We start from the raw sequence: 24206 nt of genomic DNA, 5'->3' as shown, positions 1-24206 counted from the left end.
GGTTACGCCTTTCGCGGTCCCACCCCTTTTTTAAGCTGTTGCTATGTCGCGCGCCCTGGCGATTCTCAAGGATGTTTTTGGCTACCACGCCTTCCGCGGCCGGCAGGGGGAGATCATCGACCATGTGGCCGATGGCGGCGATTGCCTGGTCCTGACGCCGACCGGCGGCGGCAAGTCGCTGTGCTACCAGATCCCCGCGCTGCTGCGGCAGCGGGCCGGGCAGGGCACCGGCATCGTGGTGTCGCCGCTGATCGCGCTGATGCAGGACCAGGTCGCGGCGCTGTCCGAGGCGGGCGTGCGCGCGGCAGTGCTGAACTCGACGCTCAGCGGGGCCGAGGCTTCCGCGGTGGAGCGCGATCTGCTCGCCGGCCGGCTGGAAATCCTCTATGTGGCGCCCGAGCGGCTGATGACGCCGCGCTTCCAGGACCTGCTCCAGCGTACCCGTATCGGCGTGTTCGCCATCGACGAGGCGCACTGTGTATCACAGTGGGGCCATGACTTCCGACCCGAGTACATCCAGCTGTCGGTGCTGCACGAGCGCTTCCCGGAAGTGCCGCGCATTGCCCTGACGGCCACGGCGGATTCCGTCACACGCGAGGAAATCGTCGAGCGCCTCGCGCTGCACGACGCCCGCGTCTTCGTCTCCAGCTTCGACCGCCCCAATATCCGCTATCGCATCGTCGAGAAGGACAATGCGCGCCAGCAGCTGTTGGCCTTTATCAAGGCCGAGCACCTGGCCGCCGACGGCACGCACGACAGCGGCATCGTCTATTGCCTGTCGCGCAAGAAGGTGGAAGACACCGCCAGCTACCTCAGCGCCCAGGGCCTCAACGCGCTGGCGTACCACGCCGGCATGGATGCGGGCGTGCGCCAGCACCACCAGGCGCGTTTCCGCGAGGAAGAGGGCGTGATCATGGTGGCCACCATCGCTTTTGGCATGGGCATCGACAAGCCGGACGTGCGCTTTGTGGCGCACCTGGACTTACCCAAGAGCATGGAAGGCTACTATCAGGAAACCGGCCGTGCCGGCCGCGACGGGCTGCCGGCCAACGCCTGGATGGCCTACGGCCTCGGCGACGTGGTTCAGCAAAAGCGCATGATCGACGAGTCCGAGGCAGACGATGCGCACAAGCGGGTCTCGTCCGCCAAGCTCGATGCCCTGCTCGGGCTGTGCGAGACGGCCGGCTGCCGCCGCGTGCGCATCCTTGGCTATTTCGACGAAGCCAGCGAACCCTGTGGCAACTGCGACACCTGCCTGGAGCCGCCCGCCACCTGGGACGGCACGCGTGAAGCGCAGATGGCGCTGTCCTGCGTCTACCGCACGGCGCAGGCCAGCCGCGTTCATTTCGGCGCGACCCATATGGTCGACGTGCTGCGCGGCAACGCGTCGGAAAAAATCCGTCAATGGGGCCATGACAAGGTCTCCACGTTTGGCATCGGCGCGGACCGTTCGGTCTCCGAGTGGCACGCCATTTTCCGCCAGTTGATCGCCCACGGCCTGCTGGTGATCGACCATGGCGGTCACGGTGCCCTGCTACTGGGCGACGCTGCCCGCGCGGTGCTCAAGGGCGAGATGCCGATCACCCTGCGCCGCCAGGTCAGCAAGCCAGCCAAGAGCGGCGAGCGTGGCGCGCGCGGCTCCGCCGGCACACGCACCGACCATACCGCCGGCATGGACACCGAGGCATTGGCCAACTGGGAAGCGCTGCGCAAGTGGCGCACCGAGACGGCGCGCGAGCACGGTGTGCCGGCCTATGTGATCTTCCATGACGCCACGCTGGCCGAGCTGGCACGCAGCGCGCCGGATTCGTTGACGGCAATGGCTGAAGTCCCCGGCATCGGCGCCGCCAAGCTGGAGCGCTACGGCGATGCCATCCTGGAAGCGCTGGGCGCCGTGGAGGACTTTTGAGGCCTTTGCCCGGGCCTAAGCCGACCAGTGCGCTTCTGTCAGAAGCTGCTTGACGGTTTACGTAGTCGCTGCTAGTATGTCAGATTCGAGTTTTTGGCTTTGGATTTCGCTCGCCTGTCGTAATTGTGGCCCTCGGTTCGCAATCGGCAAGCCCGCCAGGGGATCGTGTGATGCTCTGGTGGTGTGGTCGCAGCGGGATCCCAGGCGAGCTCGCGCTCTTTGGCCAGTCTGTTCCTCCACAGGTCCGTCTCAAGAGCGCTCGCTCACTTTTCCCGCCCAAAACCCGTCGTTGCCTCTTCGGCCCATTGCTTGTGGCCCCAGGGGTGTTTTTCCGTAAAACCAAGCTGGATTGAACAATGCCAACTATCAACCAACTGGTTCGCAAGCCGCGTGTCTCTGAAGTCGTCAAGAGCAAGAGCCCGGCGCTTGAGAACTGCCCCCAGCGTCGCGGCGTGTGCACCCGTGTGTACACCACGACGCCGAAGAAGCCGAACTCGGCACTGCGTAAGGTCGCCAAGGTGCGCCTGACCAACGGTTTCGAGGTCATCTCGTACATCGGCGGTGAAGGCCACAACCTGCAAGAACACTCGGTCGTGCTGATCCGCGGCGGCCGTGTGAAGGACTTGCCGGGTGTGCGTTACCACATCGTCCGTGGCTCGCTGGACTTGCAAGGCGTGAAGGATCGTCGCCAGGCACGTTCGAAGTACGGCGCGAAGCGTCCGAAGGCTGCTTAAGGCTAACGCCAGGCAAGCCGGGCACAAAGCCCGAAGCAACAAACGATGGCCTGTGGCGGTTGCGTCATGGTGCTGTCACCAGGCGGCGGTACAACGGAGCGTTTATGCGCCGTGCCGTCGAGTAAGTGGTCACCCGGCGAATTTGCCTCAATGGAAGGCAAGCTAGTTGGTGGCCGGAGAGCGGGAAATCATTGCCGCGCTCTCAACTGAATCTAAAGGAAAGAAGATGCCACGTCGTCGTGAAGTCCCCAAGCGGGATATCCTGCCCGATCCGAAGTTCGGTAACGTTGAAGTTGCCAAGTTCATGAACGTCCTGATGCTGGACGGCAAGAAGTCGGTTGCCGAACGTATCGTTTATGGCGCGTTCGACCAGATCGAAAAGAAGGCAGGCAAGGCCCCCGTTGAAGTGTTTTCCGTTGCGATCAACAACGTGAAGCCGGTGGTCGAAGTGAAGAGCCGTCGCGTGGGCGGCGCCAACTATCAGGTTCCGGTCGAAGTCCGTCCGTCGCGTCGTTTGGCATTGGCGATGCGTTGGTTGCGCGAGGCCGCGAAAAAACGCAGCGAGAAGTCGATGGCGCTGCGCCTGGCAGGTGAGCTGCTGGAAGCTGCGGAAGGCCGCGGCGGCGCGATGAAGAAGCGCGACGAAGTGCACCGCATGGCCGAAGCCAACAAGGCGTTCTCGCACTTCCGCTTCTAAAGCGCGCGAGTTATACGCGGTTGGTTGCCGGGCGGGCTGTGTTTTCACACGCTCGCCCGTTTGTGTTACGGGCGTTGGCAATGAGATGCCGGCGTCTCACGGACGAATAGAGGATTAAAGTGGCTCGTAAGACTCCCATTGAGCGCTACCGCAATATCGGTATCTCGGCTCACATTGACGCGGGTAAAACCACCACGACCGAGCGTATCCTGTTCTACACCGGTGTGAATCACAAGATCGGTGAAGTGCACGATGGCGCCGCCACGATGGACTGGATGGAGCAGGAACAGGAGCGTGGCATCACGATCACCTCCGCTGCGACCACCGCCTTCTGGAAGGGCATGGCCGGCAATTACCCGGAACACCGCATCAACATCATCGACACCCCGGGCCACGTGGACTTCACCATCGAGGTGGAGCGCTCCATGCGCGTGCTGGACGGCGCCTGCATGGTCTACTGCGCAGTGGGTGGCGTGCAGCCCCAGTCGGAAACCGTCTGGCGCCAAGCTAACAAGTACGGCGTGCCGCGCCTGGCCTTCGTCAACAAGATGGACCGTACCGGCGCGAACTTCTTCAAGGTCTACGACCAGCTGAAGACCCGCCTGAAGGCTAGCCCGGTTCCCGTCGTTGTGCCCATCGGCGCCGAAGACACCTTCAAGGGTGTGGTCGACCTCATCAAGATGAAAGCGATCATCTGGGACGAGGCCAGCCAAGGCACCAAGTTCGACTACGTGGACATCCCGGCTGAACTGGCCGACTCGTGCAACGAATGGCGCGAGAAGATGGTCGAGGCAGCTGCCGAGTCGAACGAAGAGCTGATGAACAAGTATCTGGAAGAGGGCGAACTGTCCGAAGCCGAGATCATCAAGGGCCTGCGCGACCGCACCATCGCCTGCGAAATCCAGCCGATGCTGTGCGGCACCGCGTTCAAGAACAAGGGCGTGCAGCGTATGCTGGACGCCGTGATCGACTTCCTGCCGTCGCCGGTCGACATCCCGCCGGTCACCGGCGTGGACGACGACGACAAGGAAGTGTCGCGCCGTGCCGCGGACGACGAAAAGTTCTCCGCTCTGGCGTTCAAGATCATGACCGACCCGTTCGTCGGCCAGCTGATCTTCTTCCGCGTCTATTCGGGCAAGGTCAATTCGGGCGACACCATCTACAACCCGGTCAAGAGCAAGAAGGAACGCCTGGGCCGGATTCTGCAGATGCACGCCAACCAGCGCGAAGAAATCAAGGAAGTGCTGGCAGGCGACATCGCCGCCGCGGTTGGCCTGAAAGAAGCCACCACGGGCGACACGCTGTGCGATCCGGACCACATCATCATCCTGGAACGCATGGTGTTCCCGGAGCCGGTGATTTCGCAGGCTGTCGAGCCGAAGACCAAGGCCGACCAGGAAAAGATGGGCATCGCCCTGAACCGCCTGGCACAGGAAGATCCGTCGTTCCGCGTGAAGACCGACGAAGAATCCGGCCAGACCATCATTTCGGGCATGGGCGAGCTCCACCTCGAAATTCTGGTTGACCGCATGAAGCGCGAATTCGGCGTCGAAGCCACCGTGGGCAAGCCCCAGGTTGCGTACCGCGAAACCATCCGCAAGACCTGCGACGAAGTGGAAGGCAAGTTCGTCAAGCAGTCGGGCGGCCGTGGCCAGTACGGTCACGTGGTACTGAAGCTCGAGCCGCAAGAACCGGGCAAGGGCTACGAATTCGTCGACGCCATCAAGGGCGGCGTGGTTCCGCGCGAATACATCCCTGCAGTGGACAAGGGCATTCAGGACACTCTGAACGCCGGCGTCCTGGCAGGCTTCCCGGTGGTCGACGTCAAGGTCACGCTGTTCTTCGGTTCGTACCACGATGTGGACTCGAACGAAAACGCGTTCAAGATGGCCGGCTCCATGGGCTTCAAGGAAGGCATGCGCCGCGCAAGCCCCGTGCTGCTCGAGCCGATGATGGCCGTGGAAGTGGAAACGCCCGAAGACTTCATGGGTAACGTGATGGGCGATCTGTCGTCGCGTCGCGGCATTATCCAGGGCATGGACGACATGGTCGGCGGTGGCAAGATCCTGCGCGCGGAAGTTCCGCTGGCAGAGATGTTCGGCTACTCGACCTCGCTGCGTTCGGCCACGCAAGGCCGTGCTACGTACACGATGGAGTTCAAGCACTACGCTGAAGCTCCGAAGAACGTAGCCGACGCCGTGATCACGGCACGTGGCAAGTAAGTAAAAAATCCGCCGCCGCGCGTTGTGCGTGGCGGCACTATGAACACGACATACTGGTTTCGATTAGGAGCTGAAAAATGGCAAAGGAAAAGTTCTCGCGGACTAAACCGCACGTGAACGTTGGTACGATCGGTCACGTTGACCATGGTAAGACCACCCTGACGGCAGCAATTGCTACGGTGCTGGCAGCCAAGTTTGGCGGTTCGGCCAAGAAGTACGACGAAATCGACGCAGCGCCGGAAGAAAAGGCACGCGGTATTACCATCAACACCGCACACGTCGAGTACGAAACGGCTAACCGCCACTACGCCCACGTTGACTGCCCGGGCCACGCTGACTATGTGAAGAACATGATCACGGGCGCTGCGCAGATGGACGGCGCGATCCTGGTGTGCTCGGCCGCTGACGGCCCCATGCCCCAGACCCGCGAACACATCCTGCTGGCCCGCCAGGTTGGCGTGCCTTACATCATCGTGTTCCTGAACAAGTGCGACATGGTCGACGACGCCGAGCTGCTCGAGCTGGTCGAAATGGAAGTGCGCGAGCTCTTGTCCAAGTACGAGTTCCCCGGCGACGACACCCCGATCATCAAGGGTTCGGCCAAGCTGGCACTGGAAGGCGACAAGGGCGAACTGGGCGAGCAAGCCATCCTGGCCCTGGCCGAGCAGCTGGACAGCTACATCCCGACGCCGGAACGTGCCATCGACGGTACCTTCCTGATGCCGGTGGAAGACGTGTTCTCGATCTCGGGCCGTGGCACGGTTGTGACCGGTCGTATCGAGCGCGGCATCATCAAGGTTGGTGAAGAAATCGAAATCGTTGGTATCAAGCCGACGGTCAAGACCATCTGCACCGGCGTGGAAATGTTCCGCAAGCTGCTGGACCAAGGTCAAGCTGGCGACAACGTGGGTCTGCTGCTGCGCGGCACGAAGCGCGAAGACGTCGAGCGCGGCCAAGTGCTGTGCAAGCCGGGTTCGATCAAGCCGCACACGCACTTCACCGGCGAGGTCTACATCTTGTCGAAGGACGAAGGCGGCCGTCACACCCCGTTCTTCAACAACTACCGCCCGCAGTTCTACTTCGAAGGACAAGGAAATGGTCATGCCGGGTGACAACGTGTCGATCACGGTCAAGCTGATTGCCCCGATCGCCATGGAAGAAGGCCTGCGTTTCGCCATCCGTGAAGGCGGTCGTACCGTCGGCGCCGGCGTCGTGGCAAAGATCCTCGACTAAGCAAACTTCCTGGAGCAGGCTGGCGGTACAATACCGTCGGCTTGTTCCCATGTTCCAGGGCGCACGCCGCCCATCGCTCTTTTAAGGAAATATCATGCAGAACCAGAAGATCCGTATCCGCCTGAAGGCTTTCGACTATCGCCTGATCGACCAGTCGGCAGCCGAAATCGTGGATACCGCCAAGCGCACCGGCGCGATCGTCAAGGGCCCGGTGCCCCTGCCGACCCGTATCCAGCGCTTCGACATCCTGCGTTCGCCGCACGTCAACAAGACGAGCCGTGATCAGTTCGAGATCCGTACTCACCAGCGCCTGATGGACATCGTCGATCCTACCGACAAGACCGTTGACGCACTGATGAAGCTCGACCTGCCGGCCGGCGTCGACGTCGAAATCAAGGTGTAAGGTATTCAGCACAAGACCGCGCCAAGCGGTTTTGCGCAAACAAAAACGGCGAACTTCGGTTCGCCGTTTTTGTTTTTGCGTTCCCACCCGAACGAATGCGGCCTAAGCGGGCCCGCGCCGGCGCAGTGTTTGCCCCGGCGGTTCGCCGAAACTCTTGCGGTATTCCACGCTAAAGCGTCCCAGATGGCTGAAGCCCCAGCGCAGGGCCGCAGCCGTGACCGAGTCGATCGCCGGGTCGTTCAGCAGGTCATGGCGAACACGTTCCAGCCGCACCGCGCGCAGGTAGGCCATCGGGCTGATGCCGCGATGCTCCCGAAAGCCTGCATAGAGTCCACGCAGGCTCACACCGGCGATTTCCGCCAGCAGGGCGGGGGTCAGCGGCGCCTGCGCGTGGGCATGGATGTACTCCTCGACCTGCTTCACGTGGCGCGGCGCCAGCGGTTTGCCCCGTGCCCGCATCGCTTCGGCCAGGCTGTGAGGCTGCACAGTCAACAACGTCCCGATCACCAGCTGCTCCAGCTGGCAGGCAGTTAGCGGATGCCGCGCCGCGTCCGGCGCCAGCGCCAGCAGGTCCGCCACGTAGTGCATCAGCTGATACCAGGCCGCCAGGCGGCGCCAGCCCATCCCAAGCTCAAAGCGCAGCGGCGCCTGTGACCGATGGCCGAGGTGCGCTGCACATACCCGCTCCAGCGCACCGCGCTCCACGCGCACGATCAACTGGTCGCTATCGTGGCTCCAGCGCATCCGCACGGGGTCGCTCGGCGTGAGCACCGAGGCCAAGTCGCGGTCGGAGAGGATCTGCTGCTGGCCGCAATGGATCTGGGCATGGCCCGCCAGCGGCATCTGCACCAGCAGGAAATCATCGAGCGGCCCCGGCTCGATCTGGACCTCCGCGCCGTAAGCCAGCCGGTTGAAGGACACGGCGCCAAGCGGCGCATGATGCATGCGGGCAGCCAGCGTCGTGCCGCCGATGGTGAGCTTGTGCGGCTTGAAAACCGTACCCACCGCTGCGCGCGTCTTGGCTTGGTCGGTCGAGGCGAAGACCAGCCGGGTGGGGTCGGATAGCAGGGCGCCTGCCAGCGGCTCGGTGGCCGTGGCCGCGGGGGGCTGCGGCATTGTCTCGCTCCTCGGCGTCATTGGCGCGCCGCTTAGTACGTTGGGKCCGGCCAGCCTGCGGGCGGATTCCTTCACACCACTATAGTGGATCGCTTCCCGGCGCCCCTTGTGTGCGCCGGCATTTTCCTGCACTAATCGGATAGCCGCTGCAGCACGCGGCTAGTTTGCTGCGGTGCGGATCGCCCATGATGGAATCCAGCACGGCAGCCCCAATCCCCAAAACAAAGGAGCGCAGCCCATGGGCCAGACTATCCAGATCCACGCCGCCGACGGCGCATTCAACGCCTACCTGGCCACGCCCGCATCGGGCAAGGGACCCGGCATCGTGTTGTGCCAGGAAATCTTCGGCGTCAATGCCACCATGCGCGCCGTGGCGGACTACTACGCCGAGGAAGGCTACACGGTGCTGGTGCCGGACCTGTTCTGGCGTATCGCCCCCGGCATCGAACTGGGCGATCGCGGCGAGGACTTCCAGCGCGCCTTGGGCTTGTATCAGCGCTTCGATGAGGCCCTCGGCGTCAAGGACGTTGGTGCGGCGCTGGACGCGCTACGCGCCCGGCCTGAATGCGTGGGCCAGACCGGGGTGCTAGGTTTTTGCCTGGGTGGGAAGCTCGCCTATCTGGCTGCCTGCCGCCTGGACGGCGTGGCCTGTGCCGTAGCGTATTACGGCGTTGGCATCGAGCGCGCGCTGGATGAGGCGGCCAATATCCAGGGGCGGCTGGTGCTGCATGTGGCCGAGCGCGATGGCTTCTGCCCACCCGAGGCGCAGGCGCAGATCCGCGCAGCCCTGGGCGGCAAGGACGGCATTGAGTTGTACGTCTATCCGGGCGTGGACCACGCGTTCGCGCGCACCGGCGGCGAGCATTTCGACCATCCATCGGCGCTGATGGCGCATCAGCGCTCGATAGCCGCGCTGCGCGCGGAGATGGGCCCGCACTACGATTTCTCGGCGCTCTGGGACAAGCACTGCGAATACGAGTTTGCCACCCGCGATGTCGACGCCACGATGGCGACGATGGYGTCGGAACCCTACGTGAACCATATCCCGACCATGACTGGCGGCGTCGGCCACCGGCAGCTCAAGCGCTTCTACCAGAACCATTTCGTCAACAGCAATCCGCCCGATACCAGCCTGATTCCGCTGTCGCGCACCGTGGGCGCCAGCCAGATCGTCGACGAGATGCTGTTCTGCTTCACGCATACCTGCGAGGTCGATTGGATGCTGCCTGGCGTAGCGCCTACCGGCAAGCGGGTGGAGATCCCCCTCATCGCCATCGTCAAGTTCCGCGGCGATAAGCTCTACCACGAGCATATCTACTGGGACCAGGCGAGCGTGCTGGTGCAGATCGGCATGCTCGATCCGGCCGGCCTGCCCGTGGCCGGTGTGGAGACCGCGCGCAAGCTGCTCGACGAGACGCTGCCCTCCAACACGTTGATGGCGCGCTGGCAGGAGAGCGAAGGCAAGTAACAGCCCGTACGGGCAAGTACCACGTCATCAAAGAAAAGCAAAAGGCCGCACCCGGCATGTGCTGTCGCAAGGCGGCAGCCGGGCAGCGTCCAAGACAACCAGGAGACAGCGTCATGAAAGGACTGCGGGACAAGGTGGCCATCATCAGCGGTGGCGCTACATTGATCGGCGCGGGCGTGGCCAGCGCCTTCGTCGAGGCCGGCACGCGAGTGGCCATTCTCGACATCGATGCCGGCGCCGGCGAGCGCGCGGCTGCCGCGTTGGGCGAGCGGGCGTTGTTTGTCCACACGGACATCACCGACGATGCCCAGGTGGCTGCGGCGGTAGCGCGGGTGAGCCAGCATTTCGGTGGCGTTGACTACCTGGTCAACCTGGCGTGCACCTATCTTGACGACGGTTTCAAATCAGGACGGCGCGACTGGCTCGCGGCGCTGGACGTCAACGTGGTCTCCGGGGTGATGCTGGCGCAGGCTGTGCACCCGGCCATGCGGGCTCGCGGCGGTGGCGCCATTGTCAACTTCACCAGCATCTCCGCCAATGTGGGGCAGACGGGCCGCTGGCTCTATCCGGCGTCAAAGGCCGCCATCCGGCAGCTCACCCGCAGCATGGCGATGGATCTTGCGCCCGATGGTATCCGGGTCAACGCCGTTTCTCCCGGCTGGACCTGGTGCCGGCTGATGGACGAGGTCAGCGGCGGCAACCGTGAGCGCACCGATCGCGTGGCTGCGGACTTCCACCTCCTTGGCCGCGTTGGCGAGCCCGACGAAGTGGCCCAGGTCGTGTTGTTCCTCTGTTCCGACCACGCCAGCTTTGTCACCGGCGCRGACTATGCCGTGGACGGCGGCTACTCGGCAATGGGACCCGAGCAGAACGTGCCCGCCATTCCCAGGCTGGCCGATTGAAGCTGGCATCGAGCATCCCCCCAAAAAATCCGGGGCTTCGATTTTCATCCTGAACATCCAGTAGGAGATTGCCATGAGCCAACGCATTGCCATCGTCGGGGCGGGCCAGTCCGGCCTGCAGATGGCCCTCGGGCTGCAAGCCAAGGGCTATCGGGTCACACTGCTGACCAACCGAACGCCGGACCAGGTCAGGGCGGGCAAGGTCATGTCCAGCCAATGCATGTTCGATCGCGCGTTGCAGGCCGAGCGCGAGCTTGGACTGAACTGGTGGGACGATCTCTGCCCGCCTGTAGAAGGCATTGGCCTGGCGATTCCGCATCCGGAGCAGGCTGGCGCCAGGCTGATCGACTGGGCCGCCCGGCTCGAGCGCCCGGCGCAGGCCGTGGACCAGCGGCTCAAGATGCCAGCCTGGATGGAGGCCTTCGCCGAGCGTGGCGGCGACCTGCGCATCGCCGATGCCGGCATCGATGAGCTCGAAGCGCTGACGCTCGAGCACGATCTGGTCCTGCTCGCCGCCGGCAAAGGCGAAATCGTCAGCCGCTTCGAGCGTGACGCCGCACGCAGTCCGTTTAGCGCACCGCAACGCGCGCTGGCCTTGACCTATGTAAGCGGCATGACGCCGCGCACGCCGTATTCGCGGGTTTGCTTCAACCTGATTCCTGGCATCGGCGAGTACTTTGTCTTCCCCGCGCTCACCTTGAGCGGACCTTGCGAGATCATGGTGTTCGAGGGCATCCCCGGCGGACCCATGGACCGATGGGCCGAGGCGCGTACGCCCGAGCAGCACTTGGCGGAAAGCCTGCGCATCCTCCGCACCTGGCTGCCGTGGGAAGCGCAACGTTGTGAAAACATCACACTGACCGATGAGCAGGGCATCCTCGCGGGCCGGTTCACGCCAACCGTGCGGCATCCGATCATGACGCTGCCGTCCGGCCGGCTGGTGTTCGGCATGGCGGACGCGGTCGTGGTCAACGACCCCATTACCGGACAGGGCTCGAACAACGCCGCCAAATGCTGCAAGGTCTATCTGGAGGCGATCGTCGCGCGTGGCGATCGTGCCTTCGATGCCGCCTGGATGACGCAGACCTTCGCCAATTACTGGCAATACGCAGGCGACGTCGTGAACTGGACCAACTCGCTGCTCACGCCACCTCCGCCGCATATCCTGGCATTGCTGGGCGCGGCCGGGCAGGCGCCGGCGCTGGCCGCACGCATCGCCAACGGCTTCGACAACCCGCCAGACTTCTTCCCCTGGTGGGCCGACCCCACCGCCTGCCATCAGTTGATCGACCGGCATCTGCCGCAGGCAGCCTGAGATGGACGCCGCCTGTGCTGTGCTCGACCCCAAGGCACTGCGTCACGCTTGTGGCCGTTACGCCACCGGCGTGGCGGTCATCGGGGCCTGCGGTGCCGATGACCKCCCGATTGGCCTGACCATCAACTCCTTTGCCTCGCTATCGCTGGCGCCGCCGCTGATTCTGTGGAGCCTCGCCTTGCGTTCGCCGAACGCGGCGCGTTTCACGCCAGGGAACCCCTTCGGCGTGAGTATTCTGCGGGCGGGGCATGGCGAGCTCGCCCGGCGCTTTGCGAAACCCGCTGACGACAAGTTTGCCGGAGTCGCCCATTGGCGATGCCAGCGTGGCGTGCCTTATCTCGATGATGCCCTGGCCACCCTGGCGTGCCGGGTGGAACGCGCCGACGTTGTCGGGGATCACTTGCTGATCGTGGGTCAGGTGGAGGGGTTTGAGGTAGGGGAGGGCGAGCCGCTGGTGTTCTTTGGCGGGGAATTTGTGCAACTGGGGCGATAGAATCACGCGGAAACGCTGCAAAACAACACCGCCCCGTACGCCACCTCATAGTTGTCAATCCACGCTTGCTCTTTCCAAATCTACGCGATATAGTGTAAGGCTACCCGTTTGTCTATGGGTAGTGGGCTGGCCAGATTGGCCGCGCGCAGTCTTCTTCAGCGCAAGCCCCGCACTGCAAACACTGTTTTCGTGTATCAATCAGCCCCGGCCAATCGCAGCTGGGAATGGAGCAAACCATGAGCCTTGGCCTTGTAGGTCGCAAGGTTGGCATGACCCGTATTTTCACGGACGACGGCGATTCAATTCCCGTTACCGTGGTCGAGGTCGGCGACAACCGCGTGACACAAATCAAGACGGACGAGACCGACGGTTATACCTCGGTTCAAGTCACTTTCGGCGCACGCCGCGCTAGCCGCGTCACCAAGCCCCTGGCAGGTCACCTTGCCAAAGCTGGTGTTGAAGCTGGTGAAATCATCCGCGAATTCCGCATCGATGCCGCTAAGGCTGGCGAACTGCAACCCGGCGGCACGCTGTCGGTTGACCTGTTCGAAGTCGGTCAAAAGATCGACGTCCAGGGCGTGACCATCGGTAAGGGCTACGCCGGTACCATCAAGCGTCACCATTTCGCATCGGGTCGTGCCACCCACGGTAACTCGCGTTCGCACAACGTGCCGGGTTCCATCGGTATGGCGCAGGATCCGGGCCGTGTGTTCCCCGGCAAGCGCATGACTGGCCATCTGGGTGACGTCACCCGCACCGTCCAGAACCTGGRAATCGCCAAGATCGACGCAGAGCGCAAGCTGCTGCTGGTCAAGGGCGCCATTCCCGGCTCCAAGGGCGGCAAGGTTATCGTTACCCCGGCCGTCAAGGCCAAAGCCAAAGCTTAAGGAGCGAATCAATGGAACTCAAGCTCCTCCAGGACAATGGCCAGATCGGTGCAGGCGTTGACGCCTCGCCCGAAGTCTTCGGCCGTGACTACAACGAAGCCCTCGTTCACCAGGTCGTCGTCGCTTACCAGGCTAACGCTCGCAGCGGTAACCGTAAGCAGAAGGACCGTGAAGAGGTCAAGCACACGACCAAGAAGCCTTGGCGCCAGAAGGGTACGGGTCGCGCCCGTGCCGGTATGTCTTCCTCGCCGCTGTGGCGCGGGGGCGGCCGCATCTTCCCGAATTCGCCGGAAGAGAACTTCACGCAGAAGGTCAACAAGAAGATGTTCCGTGCCGGCATGCGCTCGATTTACTCGCAGCTCGCACGTGAAGGTCGTATCAACGTGGTGGACGGTTTCACCGTCGATGCGCCCAAGACCAAGCTCTTGGCCGACAAGTTCAAGGCCATGGGCCTGGACTCGGTGCTGATCATCACCGACAGCCTCGACGAAAACCTCTACCTGGCTTCGCGCAATCTGCCGCACGTGGCGGTTGTCGAGCCGCGCCAGGCTGACCCGCTGTCGCTCGTGCACTACAAGAAGGTGCTGGTGACCAAGGCAGCCGTCGCGCAGATCGAGGAGTTGCTGAAATGACGCAAGTAGCCAAGAACGATCATCGTTTGATGCAGGTGCTGCTCGCGCCGGTGGTTTCCGAAAAGGCAACCCTGGTCGCCGACAAGAACGAACAAGTCGTGTTCGAAGTCGCTCGCGATGCCAACAAGGCAGACGTGAAGGCGGCAGTCGAACTGCTGTTCAAGGTCGAGGTGCAGTCCGTTCAGATCCTGAACCAAAAGGGCAAGCAAAAGCGTTTTGGCCGTTTCATGGGGCGTCGCAACCACGTGAAAAAGGCTTACGTTTCGCTCAAGCCGGGTCAGGAAATCAATTTTGAAGCGGAGGCCAAGTAATCATGGCACTCGTCAAGACCAAGCCGACGTCCCCGGGCCGTCGCTCCATGGTAAAGGTTGTTAACCACAACCTGCACAAGGGCGCGCCCCACRCTCCGCTGCTGGAAAAGCAATTCCAGAAGTCGGGCCGTAACAACAACGGTCACATCACCACCCGCCACAAGGGCGGTGGTCATAAGCACCATTACCGTGTGGTCGACTTCAAGCGCAACGACAAGGACGGCATCGCCGCCAAGGTCGAGCGCCTGGAATACGATCCGAACCGCAGCGCCAATATCGCGCTGGTGCTGTTCGCCGACGGCGAGCGCCGCTACATCATTGCCACCAAGGGCATGGTAGTTGGCCAAGCGTTGATGAACGGCTCGGAAGCTGCGATCAAGTCGGGTAACAACCTGCCGATCCGCAACATTCCGGTTGGTACCACCATCCACTGCGTGGAAATGCTGCCGGGCAAGGGCGCTCAGATCGCTCGCGCCGCTKGCGGTTCCGCTGTGCTGCTGGCTCGTGAAGGCATCTACGCTCAGGTTCGCCTGCGCTCCGGTGAAGTGCGTCGCGTTCACATCGAATGCCGCGCCACCATCGGTGAAGTCGGTAACGAAGAGCATAGCCTGCGCGTCATCGGCAAGGCCGGTGCAAATCGTTGGCGCGGTATCCGCCCGACGGTTCGCGGCGTTGTGATGAACCCGGTGGACCACCCGCACGGTGGTGGTGAAGGCAAGACCGCTGCTGGTCGTGACCCCGTTTCGCCGTGGGGTACCCCGGCTAAGGGTTACCGTACCCGCAGCAACAAGCGCACTGCCAGCATGATCGTGCAGCGCCGCCACAAGCGTTAATCGGTAGGTAGGAGCCTAGACATGACACGTTCCGCAAAAAAGGGTCCGTTCTGTGACGCCCACCTGCTGAAAAAGGTGGAAGCGGCCTCAGCCGGCAAGGACAAGAAGCCCATCAAGACTTGGTCGCGTCGCTCGACCATTCTGCCGGACTTCATCGGCCTGACGATCGCCGTACATAACGGCCGTCAACACGTGCCGGTGTATGTTTCGGAAAACATGGTTGGCCACAAGCTCGGTGAATTTGCGCTCACGCGTACGTTCAAGGGCCACGCGGCTGACAAGAAAGCGAAGAGGTAAGGTGCCATCATGGAAGTGAAAGCGATTCATCGCGGTGCCCGCATCTCCGCCCAGAAAACGCGCCTGGTCGCTGACCAGATCCGCGGTCTGCCGATCGAACGCGCGCTCAACGTCCTGACGTTCAGCCCGAAAAAGGCGGCCGTCATCGTGAAGAAGGTGGTCGAATCGGCCATCGCCAACGCCGAGCACAACGAAGGCGCCGACATCGACGAACTGAAGGTCAAGACCATCTTCGTCGACAAGGCAACCTCGCTCAAGCGTTTCACGGCACGAGCAAAGGGCCGCGGCAACCGCATCGAGAAACAAACTTGTCACATCACTGTGACGCTCGGCAACTAAGGAGTCACGATGGGACAGAAGATTCATCCGACTGGCTTCCGTCTGGCCGTCAGCCGTAACTGGGCTTCGCGTTGGTACGCCAACAACACGAAGTTCGCCGGCATGCTGAAGGAAGACATCGAAGTTCGCGAGTTTCTGAAGAAGAAGCTCAAGAACGCTTCGGTTGGCCGCGTCGTGATCGAGCGCCCCGCCCGCAATGCACGTCTCACCATTTATAGCTCGCGTCCGGGCGTGGTGATCGGCAAGAAGGGTGAGGATATCGAACTGCTCAAGGCCGAGCTGCAACGCCGCATGGGTGTGCCCGTGCACGTGAACATCGAGGAAATCCGCAAGCCGGAAACCGATGCGCAGCTGATCGCCGACTCGATCACCCAGCAGCTCGAGCGCCGTATCATGTTCCGCCGCGCAATGAAGCGCGCGATGCAGAACGCGATGCGCCTCGGTGCCCAGGGCATCAAGATCATGAGCGCTGGTCGTCTGAACGGCATCGAAATCGCTCGTACCGAGTGGTATCGCGAAGGTCGTGTGCCCCTGCACACCCTGCGCGCCGACATCGACTACGGCTTCTCCGAAGCAGAAACCACCTACGGCATCATCGGTGTCAAGGTGTGGGTCTACAAGGGTGATCACCTCGGCCGCAACGATGCGCCGGTAGTGGAAGAGCCGCAAGACGATCGTCGTCGTCGCCCGGGTGGTCGTCCTGATGGTCGTCGCCGTGAAGGCGAAGGCGGCCGTCCGGGTGGCAACCGCCGCGGTGGCGCGGGTGCCGGTGCAGGTCGCCGCGCTCCTGGCGCAGATGCGAAGAGTGGAGAATAACGATGCTGCAACCTAAGCGCAGAAAATACCGCAAGGAGCAGAAAGGCCGCAACACGGGTAAGGCTACCCGTGGCAACGCCGTGTCTTTCGGCGAATTCGGCCTGAAGGCGATGGGCCGTGGTCGTCTGACGGCTCGTCAGATCGAGTCGGCACGTCGTGCGATGACCCGTCACATCAAGCGTGGCGGCCGCATCTGGATCCGGATTTTCCCGGACAAGCCGATCTCGAAGAAGCCCGCCGAAGTCCGTATGGGTAACGGTAAGGGTAATCCGGAATACTACGTGGCAGAAATCCAGCCGGGCAAGATGCTGTACGAAATGGATGGCGTGACGGAAGAGCTGGCTCGTGAGGCGTTCCGCCTCGCGGCCGCCAAGCTGCCGATCGCCACCAATTTCGTGGTGCGCCAGGTCGGGACGTAAGGAGAGCAGGGATGAAAGCATCCGAACTTCGCGGCAAAGATGCCGCAGGGCTGAACCAGGAGCTCTCCGAGCTGCTGAAGGCCCAATTTAGCCTGCGCATGCAAAAGGCCACCCAACAGCTGCAGAACACCAGCCAGCTGAAGAAGGTGCGCAAGGACATCGCGCGGGTGCAAACCGTGCTGAACGAAAAGGCGACCTCGAAATGACTGAAACTGCACAAACGGAATCGTCGCTTCGCCGCACGCTGGTCGGTCGGGTAGTTAGCGACAAGATGGACAAGACCGTCACGGTCTTGATCGAAAACCGCGTCAAGCATCCTCTGTACGGCAAGTACGTGCTGCGTTCCAAGAAGTACCACGCACACGACGAAGCCAACCAGTACAAGGAAGGCGACAAGGTCGAGATCCAGGAAACGCGTCCGCTGTCGCGGACCAAGTCCTGGGTGGTTTCCCGTCTGGTCGAAGCTGCGCGCGTCATCTAAAAAACCACACGGTTTTCGGTTGACTTGCGAGTCCAGGGTTATGTGCTATAATCCTGGACTTCCGCTTTGTTGCATTCGCCTTAGTTGTATCACCCCGGCGAATCGGTGAAGCGAACCTAGCCGAGCGGCTCCTGATTAACCATGTTCAGGCCGCCTGGTAACTACCGACTTCAAAGTTGATCAACCCAAACGGTTGCTGGCGCAAAGCCAGGGGCTGACGGGACCAAGACTGACCGGCGGGCGTTGCCCGGTGGATTAAGTTGGGAAGATAACACCATGATTCAGACAGAAAGCCGGCTCGAAGTAGCCGATAACACTGGTGCGCGCGAAGTTCTGTGCATCAAAGTGCTGGGTGGGTCCAAGCGCCGCTATGCGAGCGTGGGCGACATCATCAAGGTGACCGTTAAGGACGCAGCGCCGCKCGGTCGCGTGAAAAAGGGCGATATTTACAACGCCGTCGTCGTGCGCACCGCCAAGGGCGTGCGTCGCGCTGATGGTTCGCTCGTCAAGTTCGACAGCAATGCCGCTGTCTTGCTGAACACCAAGCTCGAGCCGATCGGCACCCGTATTTTCGGGCCGGTGACTCGTGAACTCCGTACCGAGCGCTTCATGAAGATCGTGTCGCTCGCGCCGGAAGTGCTGTAAGGAGCCGCCATGAACAAGATTCGTAAAGGCGACGAAGTCATCGTCCTGACCGGAAAAGACAAGGGCAAGCGCGGCACCGTGCAAGCCATGCTCGGCGAGAAGGTTGTGGTGGAAGGCGTCAACGTTGCTAAGAAGCACGCACGCCCGAACCCGATGCTGGGCACCACCGGTGGTGTGGTCGACAAGGTCATGCCGCTGCATATTTCTAACGTTGCGCTCGTGGATGCCAATGGCAAGCCGTCGCGCGTCGGTATCAAGGTGGAAGACGGCAAGCGTGTACGCGTGCTGAAGACCACCGGTGCCGTCGTGGCAGCTTGATTCTGGGCACAGATAGGAGTTGAGCATGACTGCACGTCTGCAAGAGTTTTACAAAGAACAAGTAGTACCGAAGCTGATCGAACAGTTCGGCTTCAAGTCGGTCATGGAAGTGCCGCGCATCACCAAGATCACCCTGAACATGGGCCTTGGCGAAGCCATCAATGACAAGAAAGTCATTGAGCTGGCCGTGGGCGACCTGACCAAGATCGCCGGCCAAAAGCCGGTGGTGACCAAGGCCAAGAAGGCAATCGCCGGCTTCAAGATCCGCCAGGGCTATCCCATCGGCGCGATGGTGACGCTGCGCGGCGAACGCATGTTCGAATTCCTGGATCGTCTCGTGACCGTGGCCCTGCCGCGCGTGCGTGACTTCCGTGGTGTTTCGGGCCGCTCGTTCGATGGTCGTGGCAACTACAACATCGGTGTGAAAGAGCAGATCATTTTCCCCGAAATTGAGTACGACAAGATCGACGCACTGCGTGGTCTGAACATCAGCATCACGACGACGGCGAAGAATGACGAGGAAGCCAAGGCACTCCTCGCAGCATTCAAGTTCCCGTTCCGTAATTAAGGGGTAACCGTGGCTAAATTGGCTCTGATTGAACGTGAGAAGAAGCGCGCTAGGCTCGTGGCAAAGTATGCCGACAAGCGTGCAACCCTCAAGGCCATTATCGACGACCAAGAGAAGTCGGAAGAAGAGCGTTATAGCGCGCGTCTCGAGCTGCAGCAGCTCCCGCGCAACGCGAACCCGACTCGCCAGCGTAACCGCTGCGCGATCACCGGTCGTCCCCGCGGTACCTTCCGCAAGTTTGGCCTGGCGCGTAATAAGATCCGTGAAATCGCCTTCCGTGGCGAAATCCCGGGTCTGACGAAAGCCAGCTGGTAATTACGCACAGGCTACAGGAGAAACAGTATGAGCATGAGCGATCCTATCGCCGATATGCTGACGCGCATCCGCAACGCCCAAGGCGTGCAGAAAGTGTCGGTTGTCATGCCGTCGTCGAAGCTGAAAGTGGCAATCGCCAAGGTCCTTAAGGACGAAGGCTACATCGACGACTACGCCGTGAAAGAAGAAGGCGGCAAGGCACAACTGAGCATCGGTCTGAAGTACTACGCTGGCCGTCCGGTCATCGAGCGCATTGAACGCGTCTCGAAGCCTGGTCTGCGCGTGTACAAGGGCCGCAGCGACATCCCCCAAGTGATGAACGGCCTCGGCGTCGCAATCATCTCGACCCCCCAGGGTCTGATGACCGATCGCAAGGCACGTGCCACTGGCGTGGGCGGCGAAGTTCTTTGCTACGTCGCGTAAGGAGTAGACCATGTCCCGTGTAGGTAAGGCTCCCATCKCGCTGCCSAAAGGCGCRGAAGTCAATGTGGCGGCTGGCGTGCTCTCCGTTAAGGGCCCGCTCGGYACGCTGACGCAGCCGATTCACAGCCTGGTCAAGGTCAATGTCGAAAACGACACGCTGACCTTTGCTCCGGTCGATGAATCGCGCGAAGCAAACGCACTGCAGGGCACCATGCGCGCCCTGGTGGCCAATATGGTCAAGGGTGTAACCGCCGGTTTCGAGCGCAAGCTTAACCTGGTCGGCGTGGGCTACCGTGCCCAGCTGCAAGGTACTGCGCTGAAGCTCCAGCTTGGTTTCTCGCACGACGTGATCCATGCGATGCCGGAAGGCGTGACGGCGGCAACGCCCACGCAGACCGAGATCATCATCAAGGGTGCGGACAAGCAGAAAGTCGGTCAGGTGGCTGCGGAAGTCCGCGCGTACCGTCCGCCTGAGCCCTATAAGGGCAAGGGCGTTCGCTACTCGGACGAGCGCGTCATCCTGAAGGAAACCAAGAAGAAGTAAGGGGTGCAATCATGAACAAGAAAGACGCTCGTTTGCGCCGTGCACGTCAGACCCGCGCCAAAATCGCGGAGTTGAAGATCAATCGTCTGACCGTGTTCCGTACGAATTCGCATATTTACGCCCAGGTCTACTCGCCGTGCGGCACGCAAGTGCTGGCATCGGCTTCGACCGCCGAGGCAGAAGTGCGCAAGGAACTGACTGGCAGCGGTGCTACCGCARCCGCCGCGACCCTGATTGGCAAGCGCATCGCCGAAAAGGCGAAGGCAGCTGGCGTGGAAACMGTTGCGTTCGATCGCGGCGGCTTCCGCTTCCATGGTCGCGTGAAGGCACTGGCTGACGCAGCACGCGAAGCCGGCCTTAAGTTCTAAGCGCACACAGAGAGATACGTCATGGCAAAAATGCAAGCAAAAGTCCAGCAGGACGAACGCGACGACGGCCTCCGCGAGAAGATGATCTCGGTCAACCGTGTCACCAAGGTGGTGAAGGGTGGCCGGATTCTCGGTTTCGCTGCGCTGACCGTGGTTGGTGACGGCGATGGCCGCATCGGCATGGGCAAGGGCAAGGCTAAGGAAGTGCCGGTTGCAGTTCAGAAGGCAATGGACGAAGCCCGTCGCAAGATGGTCAAGGTCTCGCTGAAGAACGGCACGCTGCAACACGAAGTCGTTGGCAAGCACGGCGCCGCCAAGGTGCTGATGATGCCCGCCAAGGAAGGTACCGGCGTGATCGCTGGTGGCCCGATGCGCGCGATTTTCGAAGTGATGGGCGTGACCAACGTCGTGACCAAGTCGCACGGCTCGACCAATCCGTACAACATGGTTCGCGCCACGCTGGACGGTCTTCAAAAGATGAGCACGCCGGGCGAGATCGCCGCAAAGCGTGGCAAGTCTGTTGAAGACATCCTCGGTTAAGGAGTCGGACGAAATGTCGCAACAAACCGTAAAAGTGCAACTCGTGCGCAGCCTGATCGGCACGCGTGAGGATCATCGCGCCACCGTCCGTGGCCTGGGCCTGCGCCGCATCAATTCGGTGTCGGAGCTGCAGGACACGCCCGCCGTGCGCGGCATGATCAACAAGGTCTCGTACCTGGTCAAGGTTCTGGCCTGAGTCCCGGGACACGGAGAGCAAGATGCAACTCAACAACCTGAAACCGGCCGACGGTTCGAAGCACGCTAAGCGTCGCGTCGGCCGCGGTATCGGCTCCGGCCTGGGCAAGACTGCCGGTCGTGGTCACAAGGGTCAGAAGTCGCGTTCGGGCGGCTTCCACAAGGTCGGCTTCGAAGGCGGTCAAATGCCGCTGTATCGTCGCCTGCCGAAGCGTGGCTTCACGTCGCTAACGAAGGCCTTCAACGCCGAAGTGACCCTGCGTGATATCGAGCGCCTGGAAGCTACCGAGGTGGACCTGCTGGTTCTGAAGCAGGCTGGCCTGGTGGCTGAGCTGGTCAAGAGCGCCAAGGTCATCAAGGCTGGTGAACTGACCCGCAAGGTTACGATCAAGGGTCTGGGCGCCACCGCTGGCGCCAAGGCTGCGATCGAAGCCGCCGGCGGTCWGATCGCGGCGTAATTTAGCAGCAGATTTCGCAGCATAGGCGAGTCACAGTCGGAGCATCGTTTGGCCACGGCGAAACCCAATGCAAGCACGCAAGCCAAGAACACGGCGAAGTACGGCGACCTGAAGCGCCGGCTGATGTTCCTGGTGCTGGCCCTGATCGTGTACCGCATCGGAGCGCATATTCCGGTGCCGGGAATCGATCCGGAACAGCTTGCGAAGCTTTTCCAGAGTCAGTCAGGTGGCATCCTCGGGATGTTCAACCTGTTCTCGGGCGGTGCACTGTCGCGCTTTACCGTCTTCGCGCTCGGCATCATGCCGTACATCTCGGCGTCGATCATCATGCAATTGCTGACGATCGTGCTGCCGCAGTTGGAGTCGTTGAAGAAGGAAGGGCAGGCGGGTCAACGCAAGATCACGCAGTACACGCGCTACGGCACGGTGGTTCTGGCCACTTTCCAGGCGCTGTCGATTGCAGTCGCGCTGGAATCTCAGCCTGGTCTGGTGATTGATCCGGGGCTGATGTTCCGGGCTACGGCAGTGATCACGCTGGTGACCGGTACGATGTTCCTGATGTGGCTGGGTGAGCAGATCACCGAGCGGGGTMTSGGCAACGGTATCTCSATCATMATCTTCGGCGGTATCGCAGCGGGCTTGCCCAACGCGATCGGCGGGCTCTTCGAACTGGTTCGTACTGGTTCCATGAGCATCATTGCTTCGATCCTGATCGTGGCAATCATCGCCGGTGTTACCTTCGCCGTGGTGTTTGTCGAGCGTGGCCAGCGCAAGATCCTGGTGAACTATGCCAAGCGTCAGGTCGGCAACAAGGTGTATGGCGGTCAATCGTCGCACCTGCCGCTGAAGCTGAACATGGCAGGGGTGATTCCGCCGATCTTCGCATCGTCGATCATCTTGTTCCCGGCGACCATCGCGGGCTGGTTCACGWCTGACTCGACGAGCGCTGCCGGCCGGTTCATCAAGGACCTGGCTGCGACGCTTTCGCCGGGACAGCCGGTCTACATCCTGCTGTACGCTGCTGCAATTATATTTTTCTGCTTCTTCTATACGGCTCTTGTGTACAACAGCCGGGAAGTCGCGGACAACCTGAAGAAAAGCGGTGCCTTCATTCCGGGCATTCGTCCGGGCGAGCAGACGACGCGCTACATCGACAAGATTCTTGTCCGTCTGACGCTGGCTGGTGCGATCTACATCACACTGGTCTGCCTGTTGCCGGAATTCCTGGTACTGCGCTGGAACGTTCCGTTCTATTTTGGCGGAACCTCGTTGCTGATCATCGTGGTCGTCACGATGGACTTCATGGCCCAGGTCCAGTCCTATGTCATGTCGCAGCAATATGAGTCCCTGCTGAAGAAAGCGAATTTCAAGGGTAATCTGACCTTGCGCTGAAGCCGGGTCGGTACAGGCTAGGTATGGCAAAAGACGACGTCATCGAGATGCAGGGGGAGGTCCTGGAAAACCTCCCCAACGCGACGTTCCGCGTCAAACTGGAAAACGGCCATGTGGTGCTGGGCCATATCTCCGGCAAGATGCGAATGAACTACATCCGGATTCTTCCGGGTGATCGGGTGACGGTTGAACTGACCCCATATGATCTGTCACGCGCGCGCATCGTCTTTCGGACGAAGTGAAGCGAACAGGAATTGAAGGAAGAGGAAAATCATGAAAGTGCTGGCTTCTGTTAAGCGCATTTGCCGCAACTGCAAAGTTATCAAGCGCAACGGTGTCGTGCGCGTGATCTGCTCGTCGGATCCCCGCCACAAGCAACGCCAAGGCTAATCGGAAAGAGGATTGACGAATGGCACGTATCGCAGGGGTTAACATCCCGAACCATAAGCATACCGAGATTGGCCTGACGGCTATTTACGGTATCGGCCGCTCGCGCGCCCGCAAGATTTGCGTGGCCACCGGCGTTCCCTTTGACAAGAAGGTCAAGGACCTGACCGACGGCGACCTGGAAAAGCTTCGTGACGAAGTAGCCAAGGCCACGGTTGAGGGTGACCTGCGTCGTGAAACCACGATGAACATCAAGCGTCTCATGGACCTTGGTTGCTATCGTGGCGTCCGTCACCGCAGGGGTCTCCCGATGCGCGGTCAGCGCACCCGCACCAACGCCCGTACCCGCAAGGGTCCGCGTAAGGCCGGCGTGGCTCTGAAGAAGTAAAGCCGAAGGCAGAGGAAGAAACTAATGGCAAAAGGTCCGAATAACGCCGCCCAGCGCGCGCGTAAGAAGGTCAAGAAGAACGTTGCCGACGGCATTGCGCACGTCCACGCTTCGTTCAACAACACCATCATCACGATCACCGACCGTCAGGGCAACGC

Annotated in this window: 35 protein-coding genes and 1 pseudogene; 35 read left to right on the top strand and 1 reads right to left on the bottom strand. The window is 61.6% G+C overall.

Going from position 1 to position 24206, the window contains the following annotated elements; all coding sequences use genetic code 11:
- The first annotated feature begins 43 nt into the window (after positions 1-43).
- The 6 genes and pseudogenes from recQ to rpsJ all read left to right on the top strand — a co-directional run bounded on the left by recQ (position 44) and on the right by rpsJ (position 7198).
- Positions 44-1909 carry a DNA helicase RecQ gene (gene recQ, locus AC1DS3_RS18995; protein ID WP_477127704.1) on the top strand — a complete coding sequence of 622 codons (1866 nt, stop codon included), beginning with the start codon at positions 44-46 and terminating at the stop codon, positions 1907-1909.
- Positions 1910-2265: 356 nt separating this feature from the next.
- A complete protein-coding gene (gene rpsL, locus AC1DS3_RS18990) occupies positions 2266-2643 on the top strand; it encodes a 30S ribosomal protein S12 (RefSeq protein WP_006162330.1) in 378 nt (125 codons plus the stop codon).
- Between the two features lie 226 nt (positions 2644-2869).
- Positions 2870-3340 carry a 30S ribosomal protein S7 gene (rpsG, locus tag AC1DS3_RS18985; protein ID WP_035876146.1) on the top strand — a complete coding sequence of 157 codons (471 nt, stop codon included), beginning with the start codon at positions 2870-2872 and terminating at the stop codon, positions 3338-3340.
- A 119-nt stretch (positions 3341-3459) separates the two neighbouring features.
- Positions 3460-5562, top strand: coding sequence for an elongation factor G (gene fusA / locus AC1DS3_RS18980; RefSeq protein ID WP_150985749.1), 2103 nt, complete (start codon positions 3460-3462; stop codon positions 5560-5562).
- A gap of 77 nt (positions 5563-5639) precedes the next feature.
- A pseudogene (gene tuf, locus AC1DS3_RS18975) lies at positions 5640-6795 on the top strand (elongation factor Tu).
- A 94-nt stretch (positions 6796-6889) separates the two neighbouring features.
- A complete protein-coding gene (gene rpsJ / locus AC1DS3_RS18970; RefSeq protein ID WP_006160488.1) occupies positions 6890-7198 on the top strand; it encodes a 30S ribosomal protein S10 in 309 nt (102 codons plus the stop codon).
- Positions 7199-7300: 102 nt separating this feature from the next.
- On the opposite strand, the gene AC1DS3_RS18965 is transcribed toward rpsJ, so the two are convergent.
- Positions 7301-8314: an AraC family transcriptional regulator gene (locus tag AC1DS3_RS18965; protein ID WP_441637928.1), complete on the bottom strand. Its 1014-nt coding sequence runs from the start codon at positions 8312-8314 to the stop codon at positions 7301-7303.
- A gap of 238 nt (positions 8315-8552) precedes the next feature.
- Here AC1DS3_RS18965 and AC1DS3_RS18960 point away from each other — a divergent pair, with 238 nt between their 5' ends.
- The 29 genes from AC1DS3_RS18960 to rpsK form a co-directional block, all read left to right on the top strand.
- Positions 8553-9782, top strand: coding sequence for a dienelactone hydrolase family protein (locus tag AC1DS3_RS18960; protein ID WP_477127703.1), 1230 nt, complete (start codon positions 8553-8555; stop codon positions 9780-9782).
- A 113-nt stretch (positions 9783-9895) separates the two neighbouring features.
- Entirely contained in the window at positions 9896-10684 is a 789-nt protein-coding gene (locus AC1DS3_RS18955; RefSeq protein ID WP_441637924.1) for an SDR family oxidoreductase, read from the top strand.
- 73 nt (positions 10685-10757) lie between these two features.
- Positions 10758-11999 carry a styrene monooxygenase/indole monooxygenase family protein gene (locus tag AC1DS3_RS18950; protein WP_441637922.1) on the top strand — a complete coding sequence of 414 codons (1242 nt, stop codon included), beginning with the start codon at positions 10758-10760 and terminating at the stop codon, positions 11997-11999.
- A 1-nt stretch (position 12000) separates the two neighbouring features.
- Complete coding sequence (locus AC1DS3_RS18945; protein WP_477127702.1) at positions 12001-12492, top strand: flavin reductase family protein; 492 nt, start codon at positions 12001-12003, stop codon at positions 12490-12492.
- 236 nt (positions 12493-12728) lie between these two features.
- Entirely contained in the window at positions 12729-13379 is a 651-nt protein-coding gene (rplC, locus tag AC1DS3_RS18940; RefSeq protein ID WP_477127701.1) for a 50S ribosomal protein L3, read from the top strand.
- Between the two features lie 11 nt (positions 13380-13390).
- The gene (gene rplD / locus AC1DS3_RS18935) at positions 13391-14011 is read left to right on the top strand and encodes a 50S ribosomal protein L4 (protein ID WP_006160474.1); all 621 of its coding nucleotides are present in this window, start codon (positions 13391-13393) and stop codon (positions 14009-14011) included.
- A complete protein-coding gene (rplW, locus tag AC1DS3_RS18930) occupies positions 14008-14322 on the top strand; it encodes a 50S ribosomal protein L23 (protein ID WP_006160473.1) in 315 nt (104 codons plus the stop codon). Before rplD ends, rplW begins: the two co-directional genes overlap by 4 nt.
- Before the next feature lie 2 nt (positions 14323-14324).
- Positions 14325-15155, top strand: a complete 831-nt coding sequence (gene rplB, locus AC1DS3_RS18925) for a 50S ribosomal protein L2 (RefSeq protein ID WP_477127700.1) — start codon at positions 14325-14327, stop codon at positions 15153-15155.
- Positions 15156-15176: 21 nt separating this feature from the next.
- The gene (rpsS, locus tag AC1DS3_RS18920) at positions 15177-15452 is read left to right on the top strand and encodes a 30S ribosomal protein S19 (protein ID WP_006160471.1); all 276 of its coding nucleotides are present in this window, start codon (positions 15177-15179) and stop codon (positions 15450-15452) included.
- A 9-nt stretch (positions 15453-15461) separates the two neighbouring features.
- Positions 15462-15791, top strand: a complete 330-nt coding sequence (gene rplV, locus AC1DS3_RS18915; RefSeq protein WP_006160469.1) for a 50S ribosomal protein L22 — start codon at positions 15462-15464, stop codon at positions 15789-15791.
- 9 nt (positions 15792-15800) lie between these two features.
- Positions 15801-16607 carry a 30S ribosomal protein S3 gene (gene rpsC, locus AC1DS3_RS18910; protein WP_006160467.1) on the top strand — a complete coding sequence of 269 codons (807 nt, stop codon included), beginning with the start codon at positions 15801-15803 and terminating at the stop codon, positions 16605-16607.
- 2 nt (positions 16608-16609) lie between these two features.
- Complete coding sequence (gene rplP / locus AC1DS3_RS18905; protein ID WP_006160465.1) at positions 16610-17026, top strand: 50S ribosomal protein L16; 417 nt, start codon at positions 16610-16612, stop codon at positions 17024-17026.
- A gap of 11 nt (positions 17027-17037) precedes the next feature.
- Entirely contained in the window at positions 17038-17232 is a 195-nt protein-coding gene (gene rpmC / locus AC1DS3_RS18900) for a 50S ribosomal protein L29 (RefSeq protein WP_006160464.1), read from the top strand.
- Positions 17229-17507, top strand: coding sequence for a 30S ribosomal protein S17 (gene rpsQ / locus AC1DS3_RS18895; protein ID WP_006160462.1), 279 nt, complete (start codon positions 17229-17231; stop codon positions 17505-17507). Before rpmC ends, rpsQ begins: the two co-directional genes overlap by 4 nt.
- 276 nt (positions 17508-17783) lie before the next feature.
- The gene (rplN, locus tag AC1DS3_RS18890; protein ID WP_477127699.1) at positions 17784-18152 is read left to right on the top strand and encodes a 50S ribosomal protein L14; all 369 of its coding nucleotides are present in this window, start codon (positions 17784-17786) and stop codon (positions 18150-18152) included.
- Between the two features lie 9 nt (positions 18153-18161).
- On the top strand, positions 18162-18470 hold the full coding sequence (gene rplX, locus AC1DS3_RS18885; protein ID WP_043350346.1) for a 50S ribosomal protein L24: 309 nt from the start codon (positions 18162-18164) through the stop codon (positions 18468-18470).
- Positions 18471-18495: 25 nt separating this feature from the next.
- Positions 18496-19038, top strand: coding sequence for a 50S ribosomal protein L5 (rplE, locus tag AC1DS3_RS18880; protein ID WP_006160458.1), 543 nt, complete (start codon positions 18496-18498; stop codon positions 19036-19038).
- Positions 19039-19047: 9 nt separating this feature from the next.
- Positions 19048-19353: a 30S ribosomal protein S14 gene (gene rpsN / locus AC1DS3_RS18875; protein ID WP_006160456.1), complete on the top strand. Its 306-nt coding sequence runs from the start codon at positions 19048-19050 to the stop codon at positions 19351-19353.
- Positions 19354-19380: 27 nt separating this feature from the next.
- Positions 19381-19776 (top strand): 30S ribosomal protein S8, encoded by a 396-nt coding sequence (gene rpsH, locus AC1DS3_RS18870; protein WP_006160454.1) that lies wholly within the window; start codon positions 19381-19383, stop codon positions 19774-19776.
- A gap of 10 nt (positions 19777-19786) precedes the next feature.
- Entirely contained in the window at positions 19787-20320 is a 534-nt protein-coding gene (rplF, locus tag AC1DS3_RS18865) for a 50S ribosomal protein L6 (protein ID WP_477127698.1), read from the top strand.
- A gap of 11 nt (positions 20321-20331) precedes the next feature.
- Positions 20332-20688, top strand: coding sequence for a 50S ribosomal protein L18 (gene rplR, locus AC1DS3_RS18860; RefSeq protein ID WP_477127697.1), 357 nt, complete (start codon positions 20332-20334; stop codon positions 20686-20688).
- Between the two features lie 21 nt (positions 20689-20709).
- Positions 20710-21228, top strand: coding sequence for a 30S ribosomal protein S5 (gene rpsE, locus AC1DS3_RS18855; protein ID WP_006160449.1), 519 nt, complete (start codon positions 20710-20712; stop codon positions 21226-21228).
- 13 nt (positions 21229-21241) lie between these two features.
- Positions 21242-21424 carry a 50S ribosomal protein L30 gene (gene rpmD, locus AC1DS3_RS18850; protein ID WP_006160440.1) on the top strand — a complete coding sequence of 61 codons (183 nt, stop codon included), beginning with the start codon at positions 21242-21244 and terminating at the stop codon, positions 21422-21424.
- A gap of 22 nt (positions 21425-21446) precedes the next feature.
- Positions 21447-21881, top strand: coding sequence for a 50S ribosomal protein L15 (gene rplO, locus AC1DS3_RS18845; RefSeq protein WP_477127696.1), 435 nt, complete (start codon positions 21447-21449; stop codon positions 21879-21881).
- A gap of 48 nt (positions 21882-21929) precedes the next feature.
- On the top strand, positions 21930-23273 hold the full coding sequence (secY, locus tag AC1DS3_RS18840; protein WP_477127695.1) for a preprotein translocase subunit SecY: 1344 nt from the start codon (positions 21930-21932) through the stop codon (positions 23271-23273).
- Positions 23274-23296: 23 nt separating this feature from the next.
- Positions 23297-23515 carry a translation initiation factor IF-1 gene (infA, locus tag AC1DS3_RS18835; RefSeq protein ID WP_441637910.1) on the top strand — a complete coding sequence of 73 codons (219 nt, stop codon included), beginning with the start codon at positions 23297-23299 and terminating at the stop codon, positions 23513-23515.
- 31 nt (positions 23516-23546) lie between these two features.
- The gene (rpmJ, locus tag AC1DS3_RS18830; RefSeq protein WP_006160433.1) at positions 23547-23663 is read left to right on the top strand and encodes a 50S ribosomal protein L36; all 117 of its coding nucleotides are present in this window, start codon (positions 23547-23549) and stop codon (positions 23661-23663) included.
- A 19-nt stretch (positions 23664-23682) separates the two neighbouring features.
- Positions 23683-24048, top strand: coding sequence for a 30S ribosomal protein S13 (rpsM, locus tag AC1DS3_RS18825; RefSeq protein ID WP_006160431.1), 366 nt, complete (start codon positions 23683-23685; stop codon positions 24046-24048).
- Between the two features lie 24 nt (positions 24049-24072).
- Positions 24073-24206 (top strand): 30S ribosomal protein S11 (gene rpsK / locus AC1DS3_RS18820; RefSeq protein WP_477127709.1); only part of this gene is annotated, 134 nt, incomplete at its 3' end.

This window comes from Cupriavidus sp. 01L46 (assembly GCF_056399905.1).
The sequence above is the reverse complement of the archived record's forward strand: the minus strand, read 5'-3'. Positions and strand labels throughout refer to the sequence as shown.